Raw genomic sequence first — 19,188 nt, 5'->3', positions numbered from 1 at the left:
CTGCAGAAATCGTGTTCGTCGGAGTTAAGTACAACCGTTTTTTTGCCATTGCGGGGCGTCAATATATTGTAAAAAAGATGTTGTATTTAATGTGCTTTTTATGGAGCGCAGATACTATATTAATGAGTACAATTACAGGGTAATAATTTTTTTTCTGAAATTAAAAAGGAGAGCCAAATCATGTTTATCGTTGACAGTGATTGCCATAATTATTGGTGTTCCGCTGACGTATTGTTGCCTTACCTTAAAGGCTGGTGGAAAGATTGTTTTGTGCGCGGCGAGCGTACTGGACCGGCGGGTTCCTTTCCGCATGGTCATCGGGCATGGTTTCATCCAGAAGGATTTAAACGTGCGGATATTAATCCACAAAACGAAGACGAAAACTATGCTCTTATGTGCGAGCGGCATTTGGACTTGAATGGTATTGATATTGCTATACTTACTGGAGATGAGCCGTTGGAAGTCTCTACATTGGGTAATCCTCACTTCGCGCAAGCGTTGGCGTCAGCTTATAATGATTGGTTGCTGGAGCAATGGTTGCCGCGCGATGAGCGTTTTTACGGATCTATTATCATCGCACCGCAGGATGCGACAATAGCTGCTCAGGAAATTCGTCGATTGGGTGCGCATTCACGTTTAGTTCAGGTGCTGGCGTCGCATGCTTCCACAATGCCTTATGGTGACCCACATTATCATCCCATCTACGAGGCTTGTGTAGAAATGGGATTGCCTTTTGCCATACACTTAGGCGGCAATGGCGGTATTAACGCCATGCCATTTGCTAATGGCGCACCACGGTATTTTTCGGAAGCACACACTTTATTACCGCAGTCTGCACAGACGCATGTAGTGAGCATGATTATGAACGGAGTATTTGAGAAGTATCCGACGCTTAAATTTATAGTAATTGAATGTGGCGTATCATGGGTGGCGCCTTTATTGTGGCGATTAGATACCGAGTGGCGTGCTTTGCGCAAAGAAACTCCGTGGCTAAAACGCCCACCGTCCGAATATTTTTTTGAGCATATTCGTTTTACTACACAGCCATTAGAGCAACCAGACAAGTTGGAACATTTGTGGGCATGTTTGGAGGGTATGAATGGAAAACAAACATTGATGTTTGCATCCGACTATCCGCATTGGGACCAAGACCATATTTCATCTATTCGATTGCCCGCTGGTTGGGATGAGGCTGTGTTTGGCGGCAATGCGTTAGATACCTACACGCGAATTACCGTGCCACGCTCAGTGTCGGCGACGGCGAATTAGGTTGTATCATGGCTAAGAAACATTTTGTTTGTGAAACGATAGCATTGCTGCCGGGTGAACGTCGGTTGCTGGATGTGGGAAGCCGCAGCATCGGAGTGTTTAACGTGGACGGTAGCTATTATGCGTTACTTAACGTTTGCCCGCACACAGGTGGTAATTTATGTGAAGGACCGGTGTGTGGTACTAATTTGCCGGTGGACGATTATCGCTATGAATACGGAATGGAAAATAAAGTGTTGCGTTGTGCTTGGCACGGTTGGGAGTTTGACATTACCACGGGTGCTTGTCTGATAGAAGCATCCAAATTGCGTGCCAAAACATATCCAGTGGAGGTGGAAAATGAGCAGGTCTTTGTTTTAGTTTGATAAGCGGATTTTTCGGAACTGGGAACTGTTTTGATAATTTAAAGTAATTTGCTAATACGGCGTAAAAAACGCATTAAAAATTCATTTTTTCAAAAGTGGCACTGTTTTTTATTATATATAGTGTAGTAAGCATGTTTTAAGTGTTTTGTGAACACCTGTTTTGAAAAAATACAATTAATGATGAAATCTTTTACGGTAAGTTTTGTTCAAATGTTACAATACTTTATGCGAGTATGGACGTGAGCAGAAGACATTTTTATTCAGTGCGTCGGACGCGCGGGTTTTTGCACGTTTTATTCCTTATTTTTGCTATTCTTGGGGTGTCCATGTGGGGCATCTCGGAAATCTTGCAAAAATCGGTCGATGCCAAGCAGGAAAACCGTCGTGAAGGGGTAACTTCTTTAAAAGAGGCTCGGCAGGCACTTATTAATTACGCGCTTGTGCCGCTGTCGCGCATTGACGTCGTTGCTAATTCTGGTCACTACAATTTTTACCGTGGTGATGGTGAGCGAGTCCCATTTCGTGATTTTGTGTTGCCGTGTCCGGATTTGCTTTCTGATAATAACCTTGACGGGTTGGCTGACATTTATCCAAACGGTTGTGCGCAAGAAATAGTGCCTGGAAGTGCTGTAGCTGATCCTTTGGCGGCAACCGGTTTTCCGTTGAGTTCTGGAGCGCGTCTTGGAAGGTTACCGTGGCGTGACAGTGTGCGTGAGGACAGTTCGGTGTACGAGTACGTGCGTGGCGTGGGCAATCGTGATTTTCGTGGTAGTTTCAATGATCGCTTGTGGTATGCACTGGCAGGTAATGTGGCCAATGCTGACCACGCGATTAATCCGCATGCATTATTGCGGATGACAACCGGCTGGCTTTCCGTGGAGGAAGATGGCGAAGTTGTTTCTGATCGAGTTGCCGCAGTATTAATCGCTCCAGGAGCAGTTGGGGGTGTGGGAAGCGCTTCTCGCAATTCTGAAGTAAGTCTTTACAGTGGTGTGGGTGCAGTGCCTCTCTCTATTAGCTTGTCAAATCAGCACGAGGCTTATTTAGAAGAGAGTACGTATTTAAGATTAACAGTTGATGGTGTAGTAAGTGTTAGTGTCTCCTCTGATGCCAGTGATGACAAAATATCTTATATAACTGTTGAAGATATGGTATCGCCTGGCGGTGAGGGATTTGCGCTGCTTACAGATGAAAGTAATACGCGAGGTATCTACAGTCGAACAGGTGGTGAAAATGGCTTTTTGGGTGTTCAAGATATGCTGGAGGGATACTTAAACCGTCATGGTTATTTACCGGAGCCTTCTGTTTTTGATGAAGTGACAGCCGAATCTCGGTTTCGAGCAGCTGGCGTGCCAAGGCGCGGGATTGTGCTTACCAACACTATTGTAGCGTCGGCAACAGAAACGACAGTTACGGTTGATGCTGGCTTACAAGTGGCTGATATTCGTGAAGGCCAAGGTGTAACTATAGAAATGCTGGCGCAAAATTTGCCGCCCGTGTATTTGTTGCCTAGTAATATTAGTTTATCGATTGATGTGTCGCCACCGTTAATAGCTCCTCCTTTTAATGTGGTATTGGCCGATATGGATACTGCTCTTAGTTACACGCCGCTGTTACCAGCGCAGCGGGATGCGCTAGAGGCTGCTGGGCATTATCCTCATTTGGGTTCGCTTTTTGGTGTAGCTGACCTAGCACAAGGTGTGCCGGGAGTAGGTAATGTAATTCCGCAAGCCGACTATTCCAATGTGCAAGATTTTTCTTTACCTGTTAATAGTGTGACACCTAGCGGCGGAATTTTATTTGCGGCTTTGGCTGAACCTGCCTGGGGGTATGTTGTAGACAGTGTTCTGGTTAGCGTTGTCGCGTTTAACAATCAAACGGTAACGATGACGCCGCCACAAGGAGTCAATGTGTTGTTGCCAGCAGGAACTCAAGTGGCGGTAGATGCGTTGGAAGTGGAATTAGAATTGCCTGAAGATTTTTCTTTTAATGGTCAATATGATGCTAATACAGGAAATTGGAATATTGCAGACGTTTCAGAAAAGCCTGTGATATTGCGCCCACGTTCGGGTGGTGTGTTGGTATCCGTTGATGTGCGGAGTAACTTTTTTATCACAAGCGCAGTTCCAGCGGGGACGCCGGTGGCAGCTGGTAATGATGGCTTTTTGCCGATAAACAACGAACCTAATGTAGAGTATTTAGATACGATTCTTACTTTAACGCTTGCTGAGGGTGGGGTATCACAATTGGCGATGGATATGACTTTATACCCATCTCAAGACTTAGTGCTGCAACCTTTCCCTCCTCCAGGGTTGCCGGTTGAGGCTAATATGCCAGCGGCACCGTTCGCTATTCCCACACCGCTTGCTATTAGAAGCGAAACAGAGTTCTTTCTGCCAAGTGCCTCAAAAATTATTTATCCAGTAAATGCCGTTATTGATATTGGACTAGATTTTGTTTTTCCAGATGACGCTGTAGCCTTAATGCCTATAGGTGCTGTCATGCGTGTTGATATTCCGGCAAATGCCGTGTTACCCAGCGGCGAATCCGTGTCAAGTGCTGTTCCTGACGCTCTAATAACTTTACATAATGGCGGTTTTGTTCGTTTTGTCGGTGTGCGCCCCGTGCTTGCACGAGGTGCGGCATTTAGTGACAAACAAGCATTGTTTGACATAGAGCTGCGCGGAAATGTGCTTGCTCATGTCGCTAGTACTGGAGACAATATTTCTTATCCTGCAAATGCGCTTTTACAACCCTTTAGCGGTAAGTTTTTAGATCCATCTCGAATCGAATTGGAAGAAAATATGGTATTGTTATCACAAACTCGGACTCGAGCTGGCTTTCTTGCCCGCGCCGCGGAGGGGATTGTCTACGGTGGTAGTAGTGCTGCTGGAGCTACCGCTGCTTCCTTCGATAGTTTGCAAACCAATATCACTTTAGGAGTTAATTTGCTAGCGGGGCTTTCCTCAATACAAATATTGCCAAGCTATTCTGTTACGGTTGATTTGAGTGAAGACACTCATTTTATGTTGCCTGACGTTACGAGAATTACTTTGGGTGTGGCCCCCGCTCAAGAGTTTATTTTGCCAGAAGAAACAATTGTTTATGATCATGGTATTTCCGGTATTTATAATCTGTCAGTCGCTAGCGGTGAAATTGCCGTTCCTGTACTTAGTAGTCCTTTCGTTTTGGATTTAAATCGAAATAATACGGTGGGAGAAGCGGCAACGACAATCCATGGTGCTTTTCAGCGACATTTTGCCTTGTTCCCAGATGCCGATATGTATGTCCAAATGACAAGCGGTGCTTACATGACTATACACGCCGGTAGTATTGTTGATTTATTAAACAATGTTGTTCATGGCCCATACGGAGTGCAGCGAGTGCAGCGAGTATCTGAAGACGCAAAAGTGGTTTCAGGAAGCCCCATGCACATTTATTTGGCGGAAGAGGCAACTTTACGGATTGCTCCATCCCTTCCCGTCTCGTCCAATAATATTTTGTCGCAAGCTCCTGTTAGTGTGTCTGTGCATTATGTGTCGTATTCTAATTTTGCGGCTGCTGCAGTTGGTAATATCGTTATATCAAACTTTATTGTGGCTAATCCAGCAGATAACCTTAATTTACCCAGTACGCTGGTAGATTTGCCGAGTGGAACGTTTATTGTAATACCACCAGGGAGCAAGATAGATTTTCTTTCAGATGATTTGAATCGTAATCCTGCTACTGGCGCAGAATACCATGATCGTGATTCGGCGGTGTTGCCGGCGAATGCAGTAGCCGTTATTCCTAGTGGAAAAACCGCAGTAGTGGGCGGTAATAATGCTGTTGGACCGGCTTTATTGCGATTGGGAGGCAATAACGGCTCTTTTGCTTTTGTCAATAGAGAGCAGATGTTGGGTGATTTGTCTCCGATGGTGTTTATGTCTGGTTCTGGTAATTTGGTCAAAGATGACGGCGAAAGCTTATTGGCAGAGGTTCCCGCTTTTGCAAGGTTAGATTTGTTTGGAGAAATGGCGGTACGAGCGGAGCGTAGTTTTGTCGCTGGAATGCTTCCTGTAGCTAGTTCTGAACTGGTGCGTGATTTTCCGATGGTTTATGCGGTGGCGGCAGAATGTCGAAAATATTCTTCAGCCGGTGTTGATTGTGCTCAAGGCGATAATGAAGGATTGGTGTTTGATGTCCCTGAAGGAGAATCTATTATTCTAGAAGAAGACATTGTTGCACCGGGAGCGGTTTTATTAACTGTGGATTCGCCGGGAGTGTTCATAACAGTTGACGAAACAAGTCTTATCGATGGAGCGGGTGCTGCCTATTCGCTTAACGCCATTATTATTAGCGTTGACGGTAGTGTGATGGGGTATCAAAATGGATTAGCTACTCCAATAAATTTTGGTAGACATAGTGACAGTGAATTAGTAGTAAGCGCCGTCGCAGGCACTCGTAACACAGTTATACGTGCTTATTTTGCAGATGCGGTATCCAGATTGTCGGCGGATACAAATCAATTGTCTTATGTAGATATTGATGGTGCGTTGACAGTGCATCCGGGTGGTTATGTAGGAGATCGTTATGATGATGCTTATGGTGTATCAATTTCGATTAATACTAATATGACTTTAGGATTGGGCGCGCAATTGGTCGGTGCGCGTGGTGGGGAAAAAGTGTTTGGCGTTGATTCGTCAACGCAGGGATATGTCGGTGTGGGCAGAAGTGATTTGGTGGCGGTCTCACTGAATAACTTTGTGCTAGCAAACAAATCTGCTGCTAATTATGCTGTAGCAGCAGGATTAGGAGCTGATGTGCAAAATATCGATTTTTTGGGTGGCACCCAGTTTTACTCTAATGTGGGTAATACGCTTACATTAACAGCGCCGTCTAGTCAGCCTTTTTCCAGTGAAACTCCTGTAATAGAAGTCGATCCTATCAATACGAATCTTATTATGAATATGGGATATTTATGGCAAGGTTATGTGCCTGCTGGTGGCGTCAATATGGCATTTTCGCGCAACACTAATATTATGAATATCTATACCTCACCTGATGGACGGACATATCCGGAACCTAATATTGAATTACGCATTCATCCAACCGTAACGGCACTTAACTTTTGGGGAAGTGGTTTGGAACGCGCTGAAGGGATGGATGGAGAAAGTGCTTTCGGTGGCCTCCAGCAAATTTTAGGTAATGCTGCCGCACCAAATATTATTAATGTCAACATTGATTTTAGAACAGGAACGCCAAATATTTACCAAGAGGGTTTTGTTACCCAATTATTTGCCGATTTAGGCTTGCCTGTGACATCAAATGTGACAAATGCTATATCTGTCTCTATCCGAGTGCGTAATTTGGATACCGGTGAAATAGAAGCAACTATTGCTATGTGGAGGCCCCAGGTTACACTTACAACTGCACCATCAACTTCCACACCATATCAAGGTGGTATTCGCTGGAATGATAGAAATCATCCTTTTGCCGGCTTCAGCGATCCGGCTTATGGTGCTAAGACAGATAGCGAAGATATGTGGGTAGTGTCACGTCGTGTTGTTGATACGAATGCGCAAGAAAATTCTTTTATTGATGGGTTTGATTCTAGTTTAGCTGGATGTGCTTCCAGCACTGCAGCTACTCAACAGATGGTTGCGTTTAACTTGCCACCAGTGCCAATTATCGCTGACGACGTGCCGATACAAACTTCTTGGAACTTGCAAGATTTTCGTGCTAGGCTGGACGCTTATGAGAATAGACTAACCGCTACACTTACCTTGCGCCTAGCGACACCAGCAGTGGATGGAGCTGGCGCGGGTGGTATATTTATTTTAACTACACGATCTCATGCGGTATCTACACCGGTTTCTTTGACAGTCGCATCTGATTATCTTAATGTACCTTCCACGCTTTCATCAATGATCAATGTAAATACTAATGTGACGACCTCCTATGACTCAGATTTATTGTTTTTTATGGATAGGCGCTACAACACAGACAATGTGCCGGGTTTGGTACAAACGTTGTCGTGGGGTAATGATTTTAATATTGAAGGCGTTGGCGCTATTGTTCCTCCTTTCGGTGCTGCAAGCAGGCAAGCTGTCGCTGATCTTTATGCTCAGCGGTCAAAATTAATGACGGATATTTTTGGATATGATGAGTTGCGTGACATATATACATCACAAACAGGTGACTGTAGCGGAACGGGTGATTGCCCAGAAATGTATAATTCTCCCGATTGGATACCAGTGGTGGGAGGTATTATCGCTTTTGATGCAGTGAATCTGTCGCTTTCTGGAGCAGCTGCAGAAGATGTATATTTTGTCTATCCAGAACCTCAAGGAGAAGTGGTGGACGTAAATGGTAGTGTGATTACCATTTATGCGGGTAGCATAATTTTTCCACTCCGTAATCTTATTATTCCAGCGGCAGAGATACCGGTAAGTACACAATTGCACATTCCGGGTGGTGCATTAGCAGGAATTGACGTCAGTCCCGCTTCAGCACCATCTCCGATTCGCGTTTATCGTGATGACACTTACATACGTGACTGGGATTTTAACTATGCTCCGGCAACGCTGACGGTAGGGAACTGTGTGGTAGAAGTAGTCAATTTCCCTGAAGAAAGAATCGCTGACTTGCGCTTTGTTACACCAACTATTTATGTTGACGTAAGTATAAAAGCGACAGTTGTTGAGGTTACGGCAACGGTTAATGCTGTGTCTCGTTATGATGGAACATTTGCTCGTGGTATATTGCTTGACGCTGACGGTGAGCGATTAGCTAGAGAATATTACAGTGGTGTGCGTGATGTATTTGATGCTGGAAATAATTATGGTGTTGCTACTGGACTGTCAGGTGCGGATCCTTTTCCCACTGGTTTTATTAAGCCATCTGTAGACAGTAACTTTGATTTAGAATTGGGTAATCCGCTGTCTTATCGCTGGAGTACGGCTGGTAGCCATTTCTTACGCATGGGCGTGTCCAGAGCGAATGTTACGGATCCTTTTGAGCCGGTAGGTGTGGCGCTGGATACTGACGGCAATGAGTTTGAGGCATTGCGTATCGCGCACAAAATTGATATCTCACCAATGAACTCTCTGCCCTTACGGCAGCATTCTCAGTGGGCGCCCTATCCAAACACAGGGCTTGGCATGTTTCAATTTCCTGTCAATTCACAGGCGACGGTACTCAATTTGGATGCAACATCTTGGGAATCTATCCATCCATATGTCGCTTTGCATGGTGTAGGATTGTCTGTTACGCTAAGCAACTCTACGCTTGTTGTGACACCACAAAACGATGGTTACCGTACGCTCAACGTTGGAGAACGCTATGTGTTACCGTTTAGCCGTTCTGAAACAGCACCAGCTGAAGATCCATATTCTACTGCATCGGCTTATACTAATGCTTGGCTACGGTTGCATGAGGGTGCTTCGTTGGAAGATCAATTTGGCAAGTTAACATCCTTACCGAAAGATACGATTGTTAATCCGGTAATGGGAACTTATTTCGGAGGAGCGTTCTTTGAGCAGCTTAACGTAACGAGCGTGCTCGCTCAATACCGTACTAGTGCAGAACTTTTGGACATTACTGGTATTGGAATAACCGTGGTACGGCCTGCTCTTATTATTCCCGCTGGTAGCCGATTGCATGTAGGTAGTGAAACCACTAATACCACAACAAAGTATGTGCGTTATGCTAATGTGCAGGCTGCAGCATTTTTTAGTCTTACACCATTAGACGCAATAAACTGTGCAGCAGGAGATATTGATTTGGTAGATGGTATGGATGCGATTAACGATGTCCAAATTAGCCAGACTCGTGAAGGTGTGTCCGAAAACAACTATGAAACCGCAACTGGTATTGCTTTTGGCTTAGGACATCCATGTGCATGGCTGGATGAACGTGAAAATGTGGATGGTGACCGTTTTTATATTTATCGTGGACGTCGCCGTTATGTTAATGATATTGTGGGATCGCGAGTTGTTAGCAATGACCGCACTTATTTGGTCGGAGGCAAGCTGGAGTTTCAATTGTGATCAATCAGCGTGGTTACAATATTGTTGAAATGTCTATCGCTTTGGTGGTGCTGGCGCTTTTGTTAGGAGGAGGCTTAGTACCGTTGCAAAGATACTATGAAGATAAAAACAACCAAAAAACCGAATCGCTAATGAACGCAGCTCAAGATGCAGTTGTCTCTTATTCAGTTCGCCACCGTACGGTAGTTCGGGAATTGGAAGACCACGGTGGTTTTAATTACGTTTTGGCAGCTGGGCGTCCTTATTTACCATGTCCGGACATTGATAATGACGGTGCGGAAGACCGAGTTGATGTACCCAATAGTGCTTTGTTTGGCGCTGATTTGCTTACCCGTGGTGTTTGCCAAGAACAGAAAGGAGCTCTGCCATGGAAGACACTGGGGCTTCCCGATACTGATACTTGGGGAAATCGACTTACTTATCTAGTAGATGAGGCATTTTCCAGTTCATTAATAGGCTTTGACAGCAAAACGCAGGCTGATGTTTTTGATGTGCGAAGACCACTTGATTATTCTTCCGGAGAAGGGCGATATCAGCTTCGTGACAGTCAGGACGATGCAGGAGCAATTATTTGTAAGGTGACAGACATTAGCCTTGATACCAGTAGAGAGGAATGCGGATTTATATATAACTTGTGGGCTGGTGTCGTACTTCCTGGACATACCACTATGGTCACGATTGGAGCTCGTGTTTTTGATAACACAGTGGAGCCAAATGGCGTGGTTGAAGGGATGCCTTTTGTTATTGTGTCACACGGTCGCAACGGTTATGGTGCTATTGGGCGAAACGGAAATTGCCGAGATGTATTGTTAGGTGCTGTGGAAGAGCAAGAGAACGCCTATCTTAATCCAACTCATTCTATGGTGAGTAGGACAAATTCACCGTGCCCAAATAATGATGTGGCAGGAGGGATACTTTCTCGTTTTGTGGATAGTGTTCACGGCAATAGGGGAGGCGAAAAAAGAAATTTTGATGATATTGTCGCTTGGATGTCGTCCGACCAGTTGATGGGTAGCCTTTTGCGTCATGGTGTTTTTCCTGTTACTCCGTTGGATTTTTTGCCTGAGTGAATAAGATAATGGAAAAAAAATTAGAGCAACGCGGATACACACTGGTTGAAATTTTCATTGTTTTGACGACAATGTTAATGATTTCGTCTGCACTTATTACTAAGTATTACAATGTCCAACAGGATACGTTCCAAGCTGAAACAAAGCAATCCATAAAGTCTATCCAAGAAGCAATTATGGATTATGCCGCTTCTCATGCAACGGTGGCACGAGATTTGATTAATGTTGGAGCGTCTACCACTGACGTGCGATGGCATTTGCCTGCTGGGCGACCTTACTTGCCTTGTCCGGATGTTGATAATGATGGCAATGAAGACCGTGTAGATTTACCGTCGTCTTTTTTACTTACTGTAGATGCGAGTAATGATAACTATGAAACGGAATTAGGTGGCGATTGTGTGAGTATTAAGGGTGTTGTTCCATGGAAAACTTTAGGAACACCTCCGGTTGATCCTTGGGGAAATCGCTACACTTATCGAGTCAGCCACAAATTTTCTAACGCACTTATCGGTTTTGACGAAACTGCGCACGACGATAGTTCTTTGTTGACACGCCCGCTATCAGTGACGGTTCTAAACAGCAAGTTAATTCCCGTTCAGCCTAAGCTGGATACAACTCCGCATCTTTCTACTTTAGGGGCGGTTATTTTTGAGCAAATACGTACGCCATCAATTATATGTTCTAACTCGCCTTGCCCGGGAGATACTGCCATGCCACTGACAAATGTTATTGCCGGCGAAATGCATTATACAAATAATGGAGCGGTTTTAGTTTCCTTGAATGTACCGTTGGCTGCGGGCTTAGAAGATGGTGTTTATCACGTATTTGATACGGAGCAACTAGCAATCAATGGGTTGCCGGTGGTAGTTATGTCGCATGGCAAAAACGGTTACGGTGCGGTGAGAAACACAACCTTGAGTTTTATTTGTAATGAAGCACCGCAAAACGATAATGAGAGGCAAAACGCTCAGTGGCCTATTTCATCAGGAAGTTGCAATGGCATTGTTCCGTCGGTTGCGAACAGCCATATAAACGGTTTTGTGAGTAGAAATTTAACTAGAAATACCATAGGCAATGATTTTGACGATATTGTAGTGTGGCTATCTACCGAAGAAATTATTGCCGGAATGACTGCTCGAGGAAGTTTACCAGCGGCATCGTTGCCGCCTTTTGGCACGGAGGATAGTCCATGATGTTTTCTTTTGATATGGTTCGCCAACGAGGTTTGTCGCTAGTAGAAATGATGATTGTTATTGTAGTGGTTGGTATTTTGCTGGGGGCCGTTATTGTGCCTATGCAAGCACTACTGATAGATGATTCATACAAAAGTGAAGAGCAACGTATGGCGCAATTACGGGATGCGGTTGTTGGTTATGCCGCGCGCCACCAGACGAGAGAGCGAACAGCAAGCATATCAGGAGGCGGTGGGCGAATTTTTGAAATGCCTGCTGGACGCCCTTATTTGCCGTGCCCTGACGTTGATGGTGATGGTTATGAAGACCGTAACGAAATGACGTTTGCTATTGGTACCGATGCTGATATTTTTGCCGTAACAACAACACTTGTCGTTGACAGTAATCTGGCAACACAGGGAACTAATAATTTACTCCTTGCGGGTAGTTGTCTTGCATCACGCGGGATATTGCCGTGGAAAACATTAGGTGGAGGTCCTGTTGATCATTGGGGTAATCACTATACATACCAAGTTGATGATGCTTTTTCTAACGCTATTGTAGGGTTTAACGGAAATACTAGGGCAGATGTGTTTGATTTGCGTTCAACTGTATTGGCCACGGAGGCAAATGGAGATTTTTTATATGCTCGCAGAGTGACTATTACAACTTTCGTTACGAAGTCAAATTATCGGGTGATAACAAATATTTCACCCGAGAGTACAGTAACTACTACTGTGAATACACCGTTGCAACTATCATACACAAACACTCGGCGACCAATTGTGGTCTGTGATGGGAGAGCGGTGGAATTGTGTCAAAAGTCTACTAGCAGAACGTTAATTTTGGAGGCTGGCGAGATACAAGAGATGGCTTATTCTGCACCGAATAGAGAGTACGTTGACGGCGATATTTCAGATGGTTTGCCGTTTGTGATTGTTTCTCACGGTAAAAATGGACATGGCGCGGTCAATTATGCTGCCAATCAAAGCGCAGCCTCCGTATCTTTTTCCGTGCTTATTTGTAACGAACCGATACACAATACTTTGTCAGTGCAACCTTATTCTGTTGCCGATGGGTTACGTCATGAAGCGGTTAATTTTCCGCAAATAGAAGCGCCTAATTTTAATGGCAATTTTTGCCCGCAACTACAAGATGCAACCAATAATAATTTTGAAAATGGCTATTTTGTTGTCGCCCCCCGTTCAGAAGAGTTATTTATTGGCAACAGCAACAGCAGTGATCTTTTTGATGATATTGTTACTTGGATGACGCGTGATGAACTTGTACGTGTGCTAACGGATGGATTAATATTACCGGCTAAAGATGTTCCGGTCTTGAAAGATTACTAACGTTAAGTTAGACGCGGAACGCGGTTATCTTCTTGTAGAAATTGCCTTGGCTCTTGTTGTTTTGGGTATTTTGTTAGACGCGGTTTTACAGCCATTTCAGTTTCGGTTTGAATTGAGGGAGCGCCAAGAAGTTAATGAGACATTGAACTTAGCGCGAAATGCTATTGTTTCTTATGCTATCGTCAATCGCACTCAAAAGCGAACGCTAACATATTATGACGGTGTATCGTATGATATTCCGGCTGGACGACCTTATTTGCCGTGTCCGGATATTGACAATGATGGTAATGAAGACCGCACGAAAAATTTTTCTTTAACAACAGTAAGTGCTGCTATGCTGACAACCAGCATGGTTTGCGAAGAGTCAAAAGGTTTGTTGCCGTGGAGAACGCTAGGAATGTGCCGGCAAACAGATCCGTGGGGTAATCGTATTGGCTATCGGGTAGATATTGCTTTTTCCAGCGGTATGCTTGGTTTTGATGAGACGTTCCGCGCGGATATGTTTGATCCGAGATTGTCGTTGTCTTTGTCTGACACTGATTATTTATATTCTCATAGAGGCACGTGGCATGAAACCGGCGCATTAATTTGTAATTCTGTAAGCATGAATACTGACTGCCCGCAGCAGGATTTGAATAATTTGCTTGTTGGTTTAGTGCACACAGGAACGGAAAAATTGAAGCTAGAAGCACGTATTATTCCTAAATATGATACGACAGATAAAAACGGTAGCCCAACGGGCGTAGTTAACGGTGCAGCTTTTGTGATATTTTCGCACGGGAGAAATGGTTATGGGGCGGTAGGCGTTAATGGCAAGTGCCGTTCGGTACCAATGGTAGCGGATAATCTTGCCGAGTTTGCCAACGCATATTATCGTGATGGACATCCTTTTATTAACACGGCTACTATTGGTGTGCGTGGCTGTGAAAAAATAACCGTATCCACATTAGCAGAAAATATTTTTGTGCAAGCGCCATCCTCATCCGGAAAAATTGACGGTTCCGATGATATTGTGTCATGGATGTCTCCGAATGAAATTATTGGTGAACTGTTGAGTGCGGGCGTATTGCCCATTACAAAATTAGAGTTTCTGCCAGATTAATTACAGTAGAAAAATTGAACAAGAATAGTAATGTTGGATAGTGGTGTGATGAGTTCTGCTTCCCGTCGGCGATTTTTTGAAGAGCTCAAACGGAACATAGTAACGCCTACTACTGAGTTGAATTATGACAATCATTATCAACTGCTGGTGGCTGTGGTATTGTCGGCGCAGGCGACAGATAAAAGTGTGAACGCCGCTACTGAGAGGTTGTTTGCATCGGTTAATGTTCCTGCGGATATGCTAGTACTGGGTGAAGAAAAATTAATTTCGTATATTTCCAAGATTGGCTTGTTTCGCTCCAAGGCACGGTATGTTATGGCATTGTCAGAGATTTTACAAGTGAAGTACGATGGTACAGTTCCTCGCACTAGAGAAGAATTAGAAGCACTTCCTGGGGTAGGGCGAAAAACAGCGAACGTCATGCTTAACACGGCGTTTGGTGAGGCTACTATCGCTGTGGATACGCATATTTTTCGCGTGGCAAACCGAACCGGGCTAGCTCCAGGTAAAAATGTTCGGGCGGTGGAAGACAAGCTTAATGTAGTGGTTCCTAAGTCGTATAAGCAGAATGCGCATCACTGGCTTATTTTGCATGGTCGCTATGTCTGCAAAGCTAGAAAACCAATGTGCACTGAATGTACGGTGCGGCGGTGGTGCGTTTTTCCGAGTAAAACGCTGTAGTGTTCAAGCGGTTTATTTAAGGAGTTTGGTCGCGGTTCCTTGTGGTTCACCTTTATCATTAACACGATATACTAGTGCTCCACCGGTGGGAATTTCTAAATGAATGATGTCTTCTTCTGGAATATTTTCAATGTACTTGACTAGCGCTCGCAAAGAATTGCCATGTGCCACTATCAGAACTTTTCGTCGCGCTTGCAGTTGAGGAAGAATTTTTTCTTTATAACATTCAGTTACGCGCAATAAAGTGTCTGCCAAACTTTCAGTTTGCGGTACGGGCACATGGGCATAACGATGGTCGTTGTCATTGGCGGGAGCGGTTTCTGTTGGCGGCGGACAGGTATGGTAACTGCGTCGCCAAGAATAAACTTGCGATTCGCCGTGTTTGGCAATCGTTTCGATTTTGTTTAATCCTTGCAAATTACCATAATGCCGCTCATTCAACCGCCAGTCAGTTGTGAGCGGCAGCCACATAAGTTGCATGTTTTCTTGAATTGTCCACAAAGTACGAATAGCACGTTGTAAGTATGAAGTAAAAACGCAGTCAAAAGTCATATTATGGGCGATTAGTGCATCGGCAACCGCTTGTGCCTCCTTGACGCCGCAGGCGGTCAGTGGTGCATCGTACCAGCCAGTAAAGCGGTTTTGTTTATTCCAAACGCTTTGTCCGTGGCGCACCAATACCAAATGTGCGTCACTCATCAGTGCACCAGTTAGGTAGTCTGGAAAAAATGGCGCATTTTTTGTAGCGCTTGAGCTTCTAACTGACGCACTCGTTCAGCGGAAATGTTGAATTGTGCGGCCAATGTATGTAATGTAGTTGCTTTTTCTCGTAAATGGCGAGACTCAACGATTGTGCGGCTTCTGTCGTCCAGAGCAGCTAATGCTAGTGTTACATTTTCTTTATTGGTTTCACCGTCTTTTTGTTCTATCAGTAGGCGTTCTGGGTCGGCTTTGTCTGCTTGCGCTTCCAGTGTGAATTCGGTTCCAGAAGAATTTTCATCAGCATTCATGCTAACTACATTGGTGTTGTGCAGTCTTGAACGCATTTCGGAAATGTCTTTGGCGGTCACACCGAGTTCGCGAGCTGTTTCAGCAGCATCCTGCAAGTAGCCATCTTTATTCTTTTTAAACAAATTTCGCATATTAAAAAATAACTTGCGATGGGCTTTAGTTGTGGCAATTTTTACAATACGCCAGTTGCGTAAAATAAAATTGTGAATTTCGGCACGAATCCAGTACAGCGCAAAAGTAGACAGCCGTGCTCCGCGTAAAGGGTCGTATTTTTTTACCGCTTTAAGCAGACCAATGTTGCCCTCTTGAATTAAGTCGCTTTGCTCCAGCCCGTAACCGGCGTAGCTGTGTGCTGTTGCGATTACTAGCCTCAAGTGTGCCAGTGCCAGCTGACGGGCTGCTTGAATATCATTATGCTCTCGGTAGGCAATTGCCAAACGGTGTTCTTCCTGTTCGCTGAGCATGGGAATACTGTTTACACTGCGAATATAGGCGTCTAGATTGCCGACAACGGATGGTAAAGACGGATTGATAACGATGTTCAAAAAAATTCTCCTTATTAGCACTTTCAACTGTTGAGTGCTAATTATAAGCGATGCGAAATGAATTGGCAAAATTTTTGCCGACCTATAAATAGATAAAAAGGATGAAAATAATCGAATGTTAAATATCAGATTATTTTTTTATTAATGCGTTATTACTTTTGGTAAATCTGATGACTTTCCGATAGGCGGCACTAGAGTGCGGCGTTTTTTGACCGGAGTTTTCTTTTTGAGTGCGGGTTTTTCTGTCAGCGCCAACTCAAATACTTCGTCAACCCATGTCACCAAGCATATTTCAAATTTGTTTTTTATCTCTGGAGCCAGTTCGGATAAATCTTTTTCGTTTTCTTTGGGTAGTATTACGCGCTTAATGCCGCTGCGTCCTGCCGCTAGCAATTTTTCTTTGAGGCCCCCAATGGGAAGCACTTCGCCACGTAAAGTAATTTCACCCGTCATCGCAGTGTCGGCGCGTACCGGTACGTTGGTTACGGTGGACAATATTGCCGTAGCGATGCCGATGCCGGCGGAGGGACCGTCTTTGGGAATCGCGCCTTCGGGTAAATGAATGTGAAAATCATTATCGCGCCACGTTGCTGGCTTAATTTGATAATGTTCGCAACGGGAGCGTACCGCAGAAAATGCAGTGTCCACTGATTCTTGCAATACCTGCCCAAGCTTGCCAGTACGAATTATTTTTCCCCGTCCGGTAAAGTGACATGACTCAATGGAAAGTAAATCACCGCCTACTGAGGTCCACACCAGACCAGTTACTTGTCCTACTTTGTTGTCTGTGGCAGTTAAGCCGTAACGATGTTGGCGGACGCCTAAATATTTTTCTAATGTTGCCGGAATCACGCGTTTTTGACGCACGGCTCGCTTTTTCTCTTTTTCGCGCTCTGACTGAAGCACAATTTTGCGGCAAATTTTGGAAATAGTGCGTTCCAATGCACGTACCCCTGCTTCGCGCGTGTAATAGCGGATGATGTCTATTACACTGGCGCGGCTGAATACTGCTTCGCCTTCTTCAATGCCGGTTTCTTTAAACTGACGTGGAATTAAGTGCCGTTGTGCGATGTTAACGCGTTCATCTTCGGTGTATCCCGATAAACGGATAATTTCCAGCCGGTCCAGCAATGCGGGTGGAATATCCATATTATTGGCGGTAGTGATGAACATAACTTCGGAAAGGTCAAAATCTACTTCTACGTAGTGGTCAACAAAAGAGGTGTTTTGTTCTGGATCCAACACTTCCAGCAATGCTGAAGAGGGATCCCCGCGAAAGTCGTAGCCCATTTTGTCAATTTCATCAAGCAAAATTATCGGGTTTTTAACACCAGCGCGGGTCATGGCATTAATCACCTTGCCGGGCATTGAGCCAACGTAGGTTTTACGGTGACCACGAATTTCGGCTTCATCGCGCACACCTCCCAATGAAATTCGTCCAAAAACACGTCCCGTTGCCGAAGCAATACTGCGTCCCAGCGATGTTTTACCGACTCCCGGAGGGCCGACAAAACATAAAATCGGCGCCTTGCCGTTGGGCATTCGCTTTTGTACCGCTAAGTATTCAACAATACGCTCTTTGATCTTATCCAGCCCATAGTGGTCGTCGTCCAGAATTTTGCGTGCTTTAATCGGTGTATTGCCAACTGGAGAACGTTTGTTCCACGGCAAAGCCAGTACTGTTTCCAAATAAGTCCGAGTGACGGTAGCTTCCGCTGACATTGGCGGCATGGATTTTAATTTTTTGAGTTCCTGTTCGCATTTTTCAAGTGCCTGCTTGCTCATACCGGCGTTTCCTACGCGTTTTTTAAGGCTGTCCATTTCCGCATTTTGGTCGTCACTCAATTCGCGTTGAATAGCGCGAGCTTGTTCCTGTAAATAATATTCGCGATGATTTTTTTCCATTTGATTTTTCACGCGACCACGGATTTTGCGTTCAATTTTTTGTTCTTCAATTTCGCGCGCTACATGTGCTAGCAGTTTGTCAATGCGTTCCGATAAATCGGTTATTTCCAAGAGCAATTGGCGTTTTTCCAAGCTGATAGGAAAAGCGCTGATGATGTGGTCGGTCAGCCGTCCTAAATCATCAATTTCTTTGATTTTTGCAAGCAGATCATCACCCAGCCGTGAATTAACCTTAGCATATGAGGTGATTTGACCAATCAGAGCTCGACGTACGGCAACAGCTTCCGATTCTTCGGGGGCGTTAGTCGTGGGCAGCAATGTGATTTCGGAAAGCAGCGCGTCGCTGTCTTCCTGTTTTATATAAACGGCACGGGCACGTGAAATGCCTTCTACGAGCACTTTCACTGTGCTGTCAGGCAGGCGCAACATTTGCAGAACATTGGCAACACACCCTACGTCATGCAGATCATCGCCTTTAGGTTCATCTGTTTCTGGCACTTTTTGCGTTGCCAAAAATACTTGGCCGCCTTCTTCCATTGCCTTATTGAGCGCGTCCAGCGACATTTGCCTTCCCACATACAATGACATGACTACGCGCGGAAAAACAACAACATCGCGCAATGGAACCACTGGCATGGCATTTTTGTATTCCAAATCATTCATAACTGTTTCTTTCTTTAGTTCTC

At 44.7% G+C, this 19,188-nt stretch carries 11 protein-coding genes; 8 read left to right on the top strand and 3 right to left on the bottom strand.

Annotated elements, in window-relative coordinates:
- The first annotated feature begins 180 nt into the window (after positions 1 to 180).
- The 8 genes from NQX30_03350 to nth all read left to right on the top strand — a co-directional run bounded on the left by NQX30_03350 (position 181) and on the right by nth (position 15,041).
- On the top strand, positions 181 to 1,269 hold the full coding sequence (locus NQX30_03350; GenBank protein MDM5147406.1) for an amidohydrolase family protein: 1,089 nt from the start codon (positions 181 to 183) through the stop codon (positions 1,267 to 1,269).
- An 8-nt stretch (positions 1,270 to 1,277) separates the two neighbouring features.
- On the top strand, positions 1,278 to 1,634 hold the full coding sequence (locus NQX30_03345; protein ID MDM5147405.1) for a Rieske (2Fe-2S) protein: 357 nt from the start codon (positions 1,278 to 1,280) through the stop codon (positions 1,632 to 1,634).
- 326 nt (positions 1,635 to 1,960) lie between these two features.
- Positions 1,961 to 9,664 carry a hypothetical protein gene (locus tag NQX30_03340; GenBank protein ID MDM5147404.1) on the top strand — a complete coding sequence of 2,568 codons (7,704 nt, stop codon included), beginning with the start codon at positions 1,961 to 1,963 and terminating at the stop codon, positions 9,662 to 9,664.
- On the top strand, positions 9,661 to 10,734 hold the full coding sequence (locus NQX30_03335; protein ID MDM5147403.1) for a prepilin-type N-terminal cleavage/methylation domain-containing protein: 1,074 nt from the start codon (positions 9,661 to 9,663) through the stop codon (positions 10,732 to 10,734). Before NQX30_03340 ends, NQX30_03335 begins: the two co-directional genes overlap by 4 nt.
- Before the next feature lie 8 nt (positions 10,735 to 10,742).
- On the top strand, positions 10,743 to 11,927 hold the full coding sequence (locus NQX30_03330; GenBank protein MDM5147402.1) for a type II secretion system GspH family protein: 1,185 nt from the start codon (positions 10,743 to 10,745) through the stop codon (positions 11,925 to 11,927).
- Positions 11,924 to 13,258, top strand: coding sequence for a prepilin-type N-terminal cleavage/methylation domain-containing protein (locus NQX30_03325; GenBank protein MDM5147401.1), 1,335 nt, complete (start codon positions 11,924 to 11,926; stop codon positions 13,256 to 13,258). The genes NQX30_03330 and NQX30_03325 overlap by 4 nt, the downstream gene beginning before the upstream one ends.
- 142 nt (positions 13,259 to 13,400) lie before the next feature.
- The gene (locus tag NQX30_03320) at positions 13,401 to 14,360 is read left to right on the top strand and encodes a hypothetical protein (GenBank protein MDM5147400.1); all 960 of its coding nucleotides are present in this window, start codon (positions 13,401 to 13,403) and stop codon (positions 14,358 to 14,360) included.
- A gap of 48 nt (positions 14,361 to 14,408) precedes the next feature.
- Positions 14,409 to 15,041: an endonuclease III gene (nth, locus tag NQX30_03315; GenBank protein ID MDM5147399.1), complete on the top strand. Its 633-nt coding sequence runs from the start codon at positions 14,409 to 14,411 to the stop codon at positions 15,039 to 15,041.
- Between the two features lie 12 nt (positions 15,042 to 15,053).
- On the opposite strand, the gene NQX30_03310 is transcribed toward nth, so the two are convergent.
- From NQX30_03310 to lon, 3 genes are all read right to left on the bottom strand, one after another.
- Positions 15,054 to 15,740, bottom strand: a complete 687-nt coding sequence (locus NQX30_03310) for a 2,3-bisphosphoglycerate-dependent phosphoglycerate mutase (GenBank protein ID MDM5147398.1) — start codon at positions 15,738 to 15,740, stop codon at positions 15,054 to 15,056.
- Between the two features lie 11 nt (positions 15,741 to 15,751).
- Positions 15,752 to 16,597, bottom strand: coding sequence for an RNA polymerase sigma factor RpoH (gene rpoH / locus NQX30_03305; protein ID MDM5147397.1), 846 nt, complete (start codon positions 16,595 to 16,597; stop codon positions 15,752 to 15,754).
- Positions 16,598 to 16,738: 141 nt separating this feature from the next.
- Positions 16,739 to 19,165 (bottom strand): endopeptidase La, encoded by a 2,427-nt coding sequence (gene lon / locus NQX30_03300; protein MDM5147396.1) that lies wholly within the window; start codon positions 19,163 to 19,165, stop codon positions 16,739 to 16,741.
- Positions 19,166 to 19,188 lie beyond the last annotated feature (23 nt).

The organism is Candidatus Persebacteraceae bacterium Df01, assembly GCA_030386295.1.
GTDB lineage: Bacteria > Pseudomonadota > Gammaproteobacteria > Tethybacterales > Persebacteraceae > Doriopsillibacter > Doriopsillibacter californiensis.
This window is presented reverse-complemented; position numbering and strand designations above follow the sequence as displayed.